Genomic DNA, 13,290 nt, shown 5'->3' on the forward strand with positions numbered 1-13,290 from the left:
CGCATGCCACCCGATATCTATTTGATTTATAAGATTTTATAAATTTACACAAGACATATATTGCCATTTATGTCCAATATTACGTCATTTTTGTCATTTCTTCCGTCGCAACCTGCACGGATCGCTCCCCCCGAAACACTCTCACCAGATCATCCAGCATCAGATACAGACAGGGAATAAGGAACAAGGTGAGCACCGTTCCAAAGGCGATACCAAAGGCCAGTGACAGCGTCATTGGCTTGACCAGCTGAGCCTGCATGCTGGTCTCAAACATGATGGGCAGCAGTCCGAAAAAAGTTGTCAGCGTTGTCAGCAGAATGGCACGGAATCGGCTGGTGCCCGCATCCAGCACCGCCTGCACAATCGACAGACCGGTGCGCCGGCCCCGGTTCACAAAATCAACCATGATCAGACTGTCATTCACAATCACCCCGGCCAGGGCCACCAGTCCAAACAGCGACATCATACTAACGGTGACATCAAATACGATGTGACCAATGACGGCACCAATAATGCCAAAAGGTATGACTGACATGACAATAAGAGGTTGTAGATAGGATTTCAGCGGGATCGCCAGCAGGGTGAAAATCAGAAACATGGCGGCCATAAAAAACAGTGCAATGCGTTGTATCAGCTCAGCCTGCTCTTCACTGGCACCGCCCAGACCAAAGTTGACCTCCGGATAACGAGCCAGCAGCTCAGGCACATAATTGCTGATCACATCCCTGATGATGGTGCCCGATTGTGCCACCAGTGGATTCACATCAGCGCTGACAGTGACCGTGCGCTGACGGTCAATGCGGCTGATGGTTGAAAAGCCCTCACCCATCGTGACGTCAGCCACGTCACTGAAAGGCACTTCAGTGCCATCGGCGGTTCGAATACGCATATCCTGCAGGTTAGCGATGGAGCGTCGCTCATCTTCCGGATAGCGCACCATCACTCGCAACTCATCACGGCCCCGCAGCAAACGCTGCGCTTCTTCCCCAAAAAACGCCTGTCTGACCTGGGTACCCAGGGCACTGGCCGTCAGCCCCAATTGTTCAGCCTGTGGTTTAATTCGCAGCTTTATTTCATCGCCGCCCTGACTGTAAGAATTGGTGACGTCAAACACACCAGCGTATTCTTCCAGCTTCAACACCAGATCATTGGCAGCCTGCTCGAGTTGTTGATAATTTGCCCCCATCAGCCGCAGATTGATCGGCGAACCACCACCGGCACTGGTACTGGAAAAAAACCGCACTTCGCGGGCACCAGCTATCTCACCGACTTTTTCGCGCCAGAGCTGCTCAATGTCAGTTGGCGACACTTCCCGGTCTTCAGCTTTGGTAAGCTCTACAACCAGCGATCCGCCCAGATCACCATTGGTAAAGACCACCACATGATCTACCGGATCCTCATCCGGGATACTGTCATTCATGGTCAGAATCGCCTGCTCCATACGGGTCAGCGCCGCATTGCGGGCCTCAAAAGAAGCACCATCATTCATGGTCAGTCGTGCTTCGATAAAGTCGCTGGGAATATTGGGGAAAAATTCAAAACGGACAACGCCACCCATGATGATGCCAGCACTTAAAATCAGGGCGCCGATAAAACCAGCAACTGTTGCGTAACGATACTCCAGGGCACGCGACAATGTCGGGCGATAGATCTGCTGAATAAACCGATCCAGACCTTCAGCCACCCACACCTGATATCGCTCCAGCCAGTTGCGCTGCGCACGTGACGTCAAGCCGATGCGGGAGTGCGCCAGATGCGCCGGCAATATCAGCTTGGACTCAATCAGGGAAAACAGCAGACACAGTATAACCACCATACCGATGGCCTCGAAGAAAGGGGCTACCTGCCCCCCAACCAGCAGCATCGGCGCGAAAGCAGCAATAGTGGTCAGCACGCCAAAGGTCGCCGGCACTGCCACTCGTTTAACACCAGCAACCACGTTGTCCAGGCTGTGCCCTTCTGCTGAGACTTCGGAATGCACACTCTCTGCCGTGATAATGGCATCATCCACCACGATACCCAGTACGAGGATCAGCCCGAACAAACTGATCATATTAATGTCCACCGGAAAAGGCCCAAGAGGCATCAGCCAGATGGCACCAAAAAATGCTACTGGTATGCCTACCATGACCCACAAGGCAATATTCAATCGCAGGAATGTAGTCAGCACCAGAAAGACCAGGGCGGCACCCATGATCAGATTACCCAGCATCATATTGAGCTGGCCTTGCAGATAGAAGGCATTGCTGCCCCAGGCATCGATACTGACCCCGGACGGAAATGTGGCTTTGTTGTCATCGATGTAACGCATCACCGCGCGCTCGACATCCAGCACATTCTGCTCGGGTGTAACCATGACCTGAATATTGAGGGCCCGGTTACCATCAAAGCGGGAGAAATTTTCAGTCTCGACGAAGCCGTCACGCACGTCGGCTATGTCACGCACCAGCAACCTTGAGCCATCCGGATTGGTGCGCAGGACGATACGGCCAAACTCGTCACCGGTATAGGCCTGCTGCTGCGTGCGAAGCTGAATCCGACCGTTCTCAGTCCGGATAGCGCCACCCGGCACGTCTATTGATCCTGCCCGCACAGCGGCGGCCACCTGCGCCAGTGTCAACCCATATTCCCGCAGGGTATGCTCTGAAACCTCAATGGCAATTTCATAATCACGGTCGCCCTGGATCTGCGCCTGGCTGACTTCAGACAGCAGCAAAATATCGTCGCGTATTGATTGAGTCAGTGTTTTCAGCGCCCGGTCATCCAGATCGCCATAAACCGAAATCTGCAGCACAGGCTGCACCATTTCGATTTCGCGAACAACAGGTCGTTCTACTCCATTCGGGAAGGTAGAAATACGGTCAATGCGACTCTTGACCTCATTCAGCAACTCTGTGACATCGTAACCACTTTCCACTTCCATGGTGACGTTGCCCGAGCCTTCGCGCGCACTCGAGCGAAGTCGACTGATGCCCGTCAGCCCCTGAACCGATTCTTCGATGGGCACGACAATGGCCAGCTCTACCTCTTCCGGCGCGGCGCCGGGATAAGCCATGGTGGCCTGAATGGTGCGCGTTTCGAAATCCGGAAACACCTGAATTTTTATGAAAAAAACTGACGCAATACCGGCAGCCAGAATAAAAAACATCAGCAGATTCGCTGCGACACTGTTGGCACTGAACCAGGCAATAAGTCCCTTATGGCTGGACTCCGGCAGCTCCTTCATCATTGTGCTGCCTCCGGGCTGACACGCATGCCATCAATTGGCACCTGGACCGGCGACACAATTAACCGATCCCCCTCCTGCAGCCCGTCGCGAGCATAAACCCACTGCGCATCGGTATGTATGACCGTAACCGTTCGCAATCGCAGCCGCTGATCAGCATCCATGGCCAGCACGGCATCTGTATTGTGCATGGCACTATGCGGAATCTTGAAGACACCGCTGAGCACCGTACCAGGCAAATCTGCGCTCACAAAAGTACCGGCCATCAGTGCCTGACGCCGGGTATCAGAACGCAATTGCTGATAAGGATCATCTATACGAACCACCACATAGATCATGCGACTGCTACTATCGACAACACCTTCCGTTCTGACCAGTGCCGCTGGCCATTTGTGATCCTTATCGCCAATACCGGCATGCAAAGTGACCTGAGGCATCGGTGCAACAAACGGTTGTCCCGGCGCTGGCAATTGCAACCAGTTCAGATCCTGTGTGCTGAGTGGCAGACGCACTTCAGCGTAATCGGTAGCAAATATCCTGGCGACCTGCGCCCCTGCACCAAGAAACTGCCCAATATCAGCAATTTTTTCACGCACCAGCGCGTCGTATGGCGCACGCACACGTGTCCGCTCAAGTTGTCGCTGTGCCCGCTGCAGTTCTGATTCAGCAAACAGAACACGAGCCTCCGCTTCGCGCAGAAACGGTGTGCGTAGCGCCAGTACCGGCGCACTGTCACGTGAACGGCCAGACATGTCCCACTCCCGGGCCGCCTGCTCGGATTGCGCCTGCTCCTGCGTCAACTGAGCCCGGGCTGACATCAGGTTGGCCTGAGCCTGGTCCACCGCCACCTGATAATCCGCATCATCAAGCGTCAGCAAAACCTCGCCTTCGCGTACAAACCCACCCGCTATCAGTTTGTCGGATACCGAGCGCACCACACCGGAAACCTCTGCCACCAGCAGGGTTTCAGTCCGTGGCATAACAGTACCTTGCGAGCGAATGACGAGCCTGACATCCTCTCGAGAAACTGGCACCACCTGAACCGGCACGACTCGCTCCTGCTGAACCACGCTTTCCGGCTCCGGCCGCATTGAGACCAGCATCACAGTCAGGCCGACCGCCGCGGCAACTATAGCGACGGGCAGCAAGCGGCGTAGCCAGCTCTTAACAAACTGATTTTGCGCCATCAACAACATCCTTCTGTCAAATAGTCAGCACACTAGCGTTAATTCCGGCCTGCTGACCAGTGCCGGAAGTCGCAGAGTCGGTGAAGTCATAGCACAACAAGACAAAGTGTCAGACGTCGGCAAGACCATCAAAGGCTTCCAGCACCGCAGCAAGCAGATCCGAGATGACCAGGCTCATCACGGCAAAATCCTGATCGAACTGCTCGGCGGCCAATTCTGCCTCCTGCTCACGAGCTTTTTCCAGGATCATATCTTCGAATCGTACCCGGCTGATTAACAACTCGGCTGTCAGCACGCAGGACACTGCATCATTCCAGACCACACCCAGCTTTCTTACCTGCTTGCCAGCATCCAGGTGCGCCGTGACTTCATCGGCACTCAAGTCCTGCGACTTGCAGCGAATCACGTTGCCATCTTCCATTGGATTCACCAGCTCGCAGTCCTGATCCATGCGAAAACCGTGACTGCATTGACCGTCTTTAAGCCACTGCGTCATCAGTGCCATGGGTGAATGTTGTACATTTAATCGACGCACCGGAAAGGAACCCAGGGCATCACGCAACGCGCTGATCAATTCTTCAGCCTGCGAAGCACTGGAGGAATTCACAATCAGCATGCGGTCTTTCAGCGACAGGTAGGCGTGAATAACGCGATGACGACTGAATGCGCGTGGCAACAAGGTGGCAATCGCCTCATCTTTCAGTTGCAGTTTTTCTTTACGATAAACCTTGCGCGCATCACGCGCTTCAATCTCGCGCACCTGCTCTTCGACTAAATCACTAACCACAGCCGAAGGCAGCAGTTTTTCTTCTTTTCGCAGGCAGACCATGGCGTAAGTGCCCAACTGGTGGACAAATTGATCCGAGTCAGTATTCCGGCTCTCTACCGGATTTACCCAACCAACGCGACTTTGTTCCGAGCGGGCACAAGGGCGAAACCGATGATCCGTCAGGGCCTGCTGCAAACGTTCGACATCCAGATCAAAACCTTCTGCCAACACATAGGCACTAATATTTTTAAACCACATAAAACATCCGTATAAAGAATTCAGGCAAGGGGCGCATTGTACCGGAAAGTGATCTCAATCACACAAGATGAATGATCGGCTCATTATGAGTTAATTAAGCGTTGACAACATACTGGAGAGGATTACAATCCGCAGCCTGAATTTATCAGATGAGAAAACGCTCAATGTCTAAACATCATGCACTGACATCGCTGCCAATTTGCAGCCTGCACTGGGAAAGCGCCCAGGGCATGTCTGTGCGCCATGCGTGGGTATTGAGTTTGGAGGGTATCATCATAGGACACTGAACATTTCAGTAACATGATGAGTAACAGAAGGCCTCTGAATTCAAAAAATTCAGAGGCCTTTTTTTTTGGCCGGTTAACAGCCGGCAGCAGTGCGATGGAAGTAACAGCGATGAACAGGGAACAGAAACTCAAACGTAATATCAACGTGGTCTATGGACTTGCCTTCTTTCACATGTTTATGTTGATCGTGCCGGTCATGGTGCCATTTTTTCAGAGCAAGGGCCTGAGTCTGGCGGAGATTTTTTATCTGCAGGCACTCTATGCGGCAGGCGTTGTTTTGTTGGAGGCGCCATCAGGTTATCTGGCCGATGTGCTTGGACGGCGTATCGTTTTACTGATCGGTGCAAGCGCACATGGCGTGGGCTATCTGTGGTTGAACTTTGCCGAGGACTTTACTGGGCTGCTGATCTTCGAGATGTTGATGGCTGTCGCGGTCAGCATGGTATCAGGGGCTGACCTGGCACTGTTGTATGACAGTGAGCGCGCGCTGGCCAGGGAAGACAGCGAACACACATACAGTGTCGCGCATCTGGGGTTCATGAAGTCGCTGGCAGAAGGCACAGGTGCCCTGATGGGAGGGGCGCTGGCGATGATCTCGTTTGATCTGATGGTGCTGGTTCAGTCACTCACCGCATGGGTCTGTCTATGGATGGCGCTTATGGTGACCGAACCACCCGGCGAGCACTCAGACGAGCCGAAACCGCGCAGCGTCAGCCTGCAAGAGATATGGAATCATCTCATTAAAGGCGACCGGATACTGAAGCTGGTTTTTATTGCCCTTCCAGTCTATAACCTGGCAACCATACATGTTGCCTGGCTGATCCAGCCATACTGGGACGACATGGGTCTCTCGCTGGCCTTGTTTGGAGCCTTATGGTTCGCCCAAAGCCTGACTGTGGCCTTAGCCAGCAAGTGCGGCTATCTGCTGGAAAAATCTGCAGGTGCCGTCAGGGCTTTGATCGTGGTGGGTGTCTTGCCCGCCGTTGGCATTTGGGGCATGGCGATGCTCAATGGCTGGACTGGCGTGATGGTTGGTTTTGTATTGTTTTTCTGCCGCGGACTGTATCAGGTCATTCTGGTTAATGCACTTAACAGACGCATACCGGATCGATTCAGGGCGACTATTAATTCAATGAGCAGTCTGATTTTCAGGTTCGGTTTTATTCTGACCGGGCCGCTGATCGGCTTCATCGCCGACAAACACGGCCTGCAGGCAGCATTTAGCGCACTGGGCATCATGTCAGTAATAAGCTTTGTGTTGATTATGTTGCCTTTGATAATGGCTGTCAGGAAGATTGCTGTCAAAGCGCTACCGAATCTTCCTCGATCAATTCAGCCGTAACGACACTGAAACCCGGCTGTTTTTTGGCCAGATGTTTGTTGACAGACGCCCGCTCTGCCAGATACTGGGCAGTGATTCCCGGGCGTTTGCCGGCAGGCAGATGCAATACACCTACTGAAAGGCTGAGCAGATCGTGATGGCGCCAGTTGCCGTCACGATCCGGTGCCTGAAAACCACCTGCACGCAAATGCTCCGATCGATACAGGGCCTGACACAGACGTTGAAAGCGATCATTCAGTTCGTTCAACTGGCTCTGCCATTTGTCGGACCGCAGTACCAGCATAAAATCATCACCACCAATATGACCCACAAAGTCACAATCCTGGTCACAAATCTCACGTAGTATTTGCGCCAACCCCAACAATACCTCATCGCCTTTGCCGTAGCCGTAGACATCGTTGAAGGGTTTGAATGCATCCAGGTCAACGTAGCACAACCGGGCACTCAGTCCTGCCCTCAGAATACGCTCTATGCACTCCTGAATAGATACATTGCCAGGTAACAAAGTCAAAGGGTTTGCTGATTGAGCCTGCCTGATCTGCAACTCAGTAATCTGCTTCAGGACATCAATGACACGACCGAGTCCCAGATAGCGACCGTTCTCTGTAATCACAAAGTCCTCTTCCAGACGCTGACGTGCCCGGCTGGTTAACAGACGGCTGACTCTCTGCAGACTTTGCTGTACGTCGACCATCAACGAATCGGCCTCCAGCATTTGGGAGATCGGTTTTCGACCGTGCAGCTCTTTGGCATAGGGTTTCAACATGAGCTGACTTAATGAGTGACAGTGAACCACACCCACAGGCCGTTGTTCGTTATTTACGACAGCCAGACTGTTCAGACTGGGCTGACGCTGAAAGCGCTGCAATACCACCTCTACTCTGTCGTCATGGTGTACGCTGTCTACATCGATCACCAGATTGTGCAGACCAGTTTCCAGAATGCCGGCTCGCTCAACCGCTTCCAATTGCTGGGTCAGATCACAATTGCTCAGTTGGGGCTGATTGCTGGGTCTCTCGAACCAGAACCCCTGCATCCAGTCTGCGCCCATATGCATCAACGTGTTGAACTCTTCAGCAAGCTCAACCCCCTCTGCCACAATATGCGACCGCGATGCCTTAGACATGGAAATAAGTGAAGCAACAAATTCACGCTTCACCGAATCTTTGTGAATATTGCTGATGAAATGTCGGTCGATTTTGACATAGTCAGGTTTCAACTCAGTCCAAAGACGCAAGCTAGAATAGCCAGCCCCAAGGTCATCAATCGCAATGGCGAAACCCATTTGTCGGTAATGAATAAGCGCTGCACTCAGCAGGCCGACATCATCAATGGGTGCATGTTCAGTCAATTCGATGACTACTCGCGATGGTGCAAGCCCAATATCTTTGAGCATTTTCAGCGTGAGGCCGGAGTTGTGGTGCTGTTCCAGCAGTGTCTCCGGCGACACATTTATAAATAGCAGACCATCCAGTCCCAGCTCGACAAACTTTTCCATTGCTTTGCGTCGGCAAAGAATTTCGAGCTCACTGAGCAAACCAACATGTCGAGCCGCAGCAAACAATGTCAATGGTGAGTGTAGTGGGCTGTCGGAGGGGCCACGGCTCAACGCTTCGTACCCGACGACCTTCTTTTCAACACCGGAAATAACGGGCTGAAACAGCACATGAATTTCGCCATCTTCGATGAGCTGGTGCAGGGCATTGAATTGCTGGGAAACTGGCATATTCTGATACTGACTAAAACTGAACACACTTGTCAGGTTTTCACATTCCGATGACAAAATGATGAATGTAGGCGCCGGACTACGACTATGCGACATGATATGTACTGATTACTTCAGTTTTATTGAAATCAGTCGAAATGATATGATACGCGTTAGATTTATCCTGGGTCGACTCGGCCCATTCAGCGAGGTTGGTATTGGATTCCACAACAACCGGATGCGGCCAGTGTCGCAACAATTCCGTTAAATTTGATCTGAGTTTTGCCTTTCAGCCCATAGTACGGGCCAGCACCCGCCAGATAGTATCCTATGAAGCGCTGGCAAGAGGCCCGGCCGGCGAGGGTTTTCTCTTTGTCAAAGAACAGATCAATGACAGCAATTTATACCATTTTGACCAGAGCTGTCGGGTGAAGGCAATTGCACTGGCCACCCAGCTGGGCATTACCACAGACCTGAATATCAATTTTTCACCCAATGCCGTGTATCGCCCCGAACTGTGCATCCGTACGACGCTGGCGGCGGCGCGCGAGTACGGTTTCCCGCTGGAGAGGATTCACTTCGAGGTCACAGAAAGTGAAGAGGTCCGTGAGAAACGCCATCTGGCCGGCATTATTGAGGCCTACAAAAAACTGGGCTTCACAACGGCCATTGATGATTTCGGCGCAGGCTATTCAGGCCTTAATCTTCTGGCCGAGTTTCAGCCGGATTACATCAAGATTGATCGCGTGCTGGTTGACTACATCGATGAGAATCCCGTCAAACAGGCCATTATCAGCGGCGTCTTGCATACCTGCAAGCAATTGGGCATTGACGTATTGGCAGAAGGTGTTGAGCGGCGTAAAGAGTATGAGTGGTTGCGTAGCGCAGGCATTGATCTGTTTCAGGGATACTATTTCGCCAGGCCCGGCTTCGAATGTCTGCCTGAAGTCGCGGACAGTAGTTACTGAGTATTGAGCAGACAGCAAGCCCAAAACCCCATTACCAGAAAAAACCCCGCCGAAGCGGGGTTTTTAGTATCCAGGACATCCATGTCCACTGTAACTGATAACTAACTCATCAGAACTGCATCAACAAACGGGCATAGAGTCGACGACCTCGGCCATCAAACTGATATGCATCATAGTTGAGTGCACCACTGTAGTGGAAAGGCAGCTCAGCATTGAAAGCATCCAGGGCGCCGACCGTCAGAATACTGGTACCCAGATTCTGATTAGCCCATTCATGCACATAGCTGTACTGCAGATCCACGCTGTGGTAGCTGGAGATCTCACGGTTCACGATGGAACGTACATAGTCATTGCCATTATCAAAGGTGTCCTGATAAGACAAATTCTGATAAGAGCCGACGAAACGGTTAATCACCGACACTGAGTGTCTGGCATCCAGACTGCTCCAGCTCAAGGTCAGGTTACCCTTCTTGTCCGGCAGCGAACGTACCAGCAGGCCATCGCCAGTGGTACCGGCAGCATCAAAGATGCCGGTTTCACGCAGACCCAGTTCCAGCCCAGGCACATCGCTCAGCTTGTACTGATTCACGTAGGTGAAATCAGTGCTGATACGGAAGCGGCCCATGTCAGTATCCCAGCGATAGGCCATCTTCAGGTCCATACCGTCAGCAGTGACCTTACCTGCATTTATGGCGGCCGAACTGATGGTCACCAATGCACCCGTAGTGCTGCCTGCGGAGCGAACAACACCTTCAACCACATAAGTACGTGGATCGACTACGCAGTCCAGACGGGAAAGCGGGATCGTCTGACCGCTAGCCGTCTTGGACGCCTCAGGGTCACTACCCCACTGTGCTTCAAGAGCCACGGGGTCACACGAGGCGTATGGATCTAATCCAGCGTATGCTGCAGATGGGCTGCTGGAAATCGTACCGTTGTATACGTAGTTTGCAGGGTTGGCTGCTGCCGCCTGGAATGCCTCGATCTCATGACCAATGGCAGAAATTCCAGGCTGTGGCATCACCCGATCTTCCACTTCAAAACGCCAGAAATCAGCATTGATACTCAGACCTTCCAGTGCACCACCTGGAGTCCAGATAAAGCCTGCACTGAAAGTATCTGCGTACTCATTACCAATATCTGGAGCTGGCGATCCCACGGTATAGGTCGATTCCGGTTCTGCGTTATCATTGGTTGGCGGCACCATACCGGCGCGCACAGCCTGAGCACTGATCGGATCACGGAAAGTGACTGAACTTGATTCCAGTCCTTCCAACTGGACACCGATGTTCGGTGCACGGAAAGACTGCGAGAATGAACCTCTGAACAACAGCTCATCCGTCGGCCTCCAGCTCAAGGCAACCTTGGGTGTTAGCTCACCACCGATCTGACCGCCGTAGTCCTCATACCGCAACGCAACCTGTGATTCGATATTATTCCAGAATGGCAGTGACAGCTCCATGAACGCCGAGTTTGTTGTCCTGGTGTGATCGTAGTTAAAGATACACTCAGAACACTCGAAGTTATTGGACACATAGCGATAGGCATTCGGACGACCATCGGGCCCAAAACCGGCAATGGCGTTCAGACCGGGCTGATTCATCTCCGGCGCGATGGACTTGGAGTTTTGCTCTCGGTACTGCGCGCCGACCGCAAATTGTGCCATGCCGCCCTGCATTTCGAACAACTCACCGGCCAGCACCGCATCAAACACACCCAGCTTGTTACGCTTGTCGGCGCGACGGATGGTCGGCATCATCCAGTCGATCAGTTCCTGAGAGTTAGCCAGACTTGGATCAGACTGACGGGTCAGGAAAGGATTGTAGAACTCACAGCCATCCTTGCCGTGGTTGTTACTGGTCAGTGCATAAGACAGCGACTCGTAGGTGTTAAAGACGAATCCGGGGAAGAACAGCTGAGTCATGCTGCTGCCAACAAAATCCCAGCCCGTTGGAATGAACGGCGAAATATGGCCGCGCGCACTCAGGAAATCGAAATCAGGAACACCATTAGGCGTACAGTTGGGACCTCCCAGACCGTTAGCCGCCAGATGCGCTCGGTCGCGCTGGAATGTCTTGTATTCCAGCTCGAAGCTGGTGCTGCTCCAGGAGTAGCTGACATCATAATTAAAGCGACGATCGTTCATTGCCATGAACTCGCCTTTCAACCCCGCCTGAACGCCCAGAGCTTCTGTGCGGCTCATCTGGTTACCGCCGCCCTCTCGTGGCGAACTGCCAATATTCATGTTGGCATAGGAAGGTGCGTTGATACCGCCATTGCGAATATCGGTTGGTGCATTGGTGATATCGGCAGCCGTCGGACGCGCGAGGCCGATGGCTGGTGCAAAATAACCCAGTTCCATTGGCTGACCGATTGAATAACCGCCCCAGGCCGGATTACCCTGATGCGCCCCGGGCTGAGCCAGGAACATCGTTGGACCACGGCTGGTATAGGTGCCGGAATCAGAGCGCTGAATATCGCTGTTTGAATACTGGGCAAATGAGTAAAATTCCATGCTGTCACTGAAAGCATGGTCAAAGGCACCAGCAATACTGTCCCTTTCCATACCCACATTGAGCAGATCCCAGTGATAGGTATTTTCACGACAGGACGAGTTGGGTTCACCACGCTGCGAGGTGCGCGTTCCCACAAAGTAAGGCGTTCCATCAGCGGAGGTCAGCGTATCACACAACGGATCGGTATATCGGGGCGTGTTCTGTCCACCTTCAGCCACTGCCTGATCAACCAACGCCTGGTTCAGATAGGCCGGATTGATGCGCGTGCCGAACGCGGCATTTGCCAGCGGAGTACCCAGCCCACCCACTGTTCCGCTGAATTCCGAGCGCTCATCAAAGTATCGGGCTGCTGAAATCGGGACCGGATCACGACGGAACATTTCACCGGAAATCACGAAATGGGTAGAACCGGTGTCATTGGACCAGCCCCAGATGGCGCTGATTGTTTGATCCTGGTTGCCCATATCTTTTTCAATGGCCTGAACATCACCGTAAAGTTCAAAGCCTTCAAACTGATTACGCATGATGATGTTGACCACGCCAGCAACCGCATCAGAACCATACAGTGCCGAACCACCATCAGTCAGCACTTCCATCCGTTCGACCATGACCAGCGGAATGGTATTGATGTCAACGAATTCCCCGCCAGTCGGTGTAGCTGTTGCAGCCGGGGCGAAGCGCTTGCCGTTGATCAGTGTCAGGGTTGAGTTTTCACCCAGGTTACGCAGATTGATATTGGCCATGCCAGACACGTTACCCATGGCGGCATTACCACCGTCAGAGCCTTCGTTGCTGACTGAACCGGAGTTTACTTCGAGGTTTTTGATGACATCCCAGATCTGGGCGGCACCCTGTGCTTCAATGGACGCTCTGTCGACGACCTGCACCGGGGATGGTGCATCAAGGGGGCTGCCGCGCAGGTATGAGCCTGTGACAACCACTTCCTCCACTTCAGTGTCCTGTTGAGCGACTGCCGGGACACATGAGATTGCTGTAACTACCCCTAGTAATAGGGACTTCTTTCGGAAACCA

Annotated in this window: 7 protein-coding genes; 2 read left to right on the top strand and 5 right to left on the bottom strand. The window is 52.8% G+C overall.

Annotated elements, in window-relative coordinates; translation table 11 throughout:
- Positions 1-79: 79 nt before the first annotated feature.
- From PS2015_RS10200 to PS2015_RS10210, 3 genes are all read right to left on the bottom strand, one after another.
- Complete coding sequence (locus PS2015_RS10200; protein ID WP_237113309.1) at positions 80-3,229, bottom strand: efflux RND transporter permease subunit; 3,150 nt, start codon at positions 3,227-3,229, stop codon at positions 80-82.
- Complete coding sequence (locus PS2015_RS10205) at positions 3,226-4,413, bottom strand: efflux RND transporter periplasmic adaptor subunit (RefSeq protein ID WP_169792299.1); 1,188 nt, start codon at positions 4,411-4,413, stop codon at positions 3,226-3,228. Before PS2015_RS10205 ends, PS2015_RS10200 begins: the two co-directional genes overlap by 4 nt.
- 109 nt (positions 4,414-4,522) lie before the next feature.
- The gene (locus PS2015_RS10210) at positions 4,523-5,440 is read right to left on the bottom strand and encodes a recombination-associated protein RdgC (RefSeq protein WP_058022145.1); all 918 of its coding nucleotides are present in this window, start codon (positions 5,438-5,440) and stop codon (positions 4,523-4,525) included.
- Positions 5,441-5,836: 396 nt separating this feature from the next.
- Here PS2015_RS10210 and PS2015_RS10215 point away from each other — a divergent pair, with 396 nt between their 5' ends.
- A complete protein-coding gene (locus PS2015_RS10215; protein ID WP_169792300.1) occupies positions 5,837-7,069 on the top strand; it encodes an MFS transporter in 1,233 nt (410 codons plus the stop codon).
- On the opposite strand, the gene PS2015_RS10220 is transcribed toward PS2015_RS10215, so the two are convergent.
- Positions 7,029-8,795, bottom strand: a complete 1,767-nt coding sequence (locus PS2015_RS10220; RefSeq protein ID WP_058023270.1) for a bifunctional diguanylate cyclase/phosphodiesterase — start codon at positions 8,793-8,795, stop codon at positions 7,029-7,031. The two genes, PS2015_RS10215 and PS2015_RS10220, sit on opposite strands and share 41 nt — an antisense overlap.
- A gap of 197 nt (positions 8,796-8,992) precedes the next feature.
- Here PS2015_RS10220 and PS2015_RS10225 point away from each other — a divergent pair, with 197 nt between their 5' ends.
- Positions 8,993-9,742 carry an EAL domain-containing protein gene (locus PS2015_RS10225; RefSeq protein WP_237113310.1) on the top strand — a complete coding sequence of 250 codons (750 nt, stop codon included), beginning with the start codon at positions 8,993-8,995 and terminating at the stop codon, positions 9,740-9,742.
- A gap of 109 nt (positions 9,743-9,851) precedes the next feature.
- Here the strand turns inward: PS2015_RS10225 and PS2015_RS10230 are convergent, their stop codons facing one another.
- Positions 9,852-13,208, bottom strand: coding sequence for a TonB-dependent receptor domain-containing protein (locus PS2015_RS10230; RefSeq protein WP_058022148.1), 3,357 nt, complete (start codon positions 13,206-13,208; stop codon positions 9,852-9,854).
- Between the last annotated feature and the right edge of the window lie 82 nt (positions 13,209-13,290).

Origin of the sequence: Pseudohongiella spirulinae (genome assembly GCF_001444425.1) — a bacterium.
GTDB lineage: Bacteria > Pseudomonadota > Gammaproteobacteria > Pseudomonadales > Pseudohongiellaceae > Pseudohongiella > Pseudohongiella spirulinae.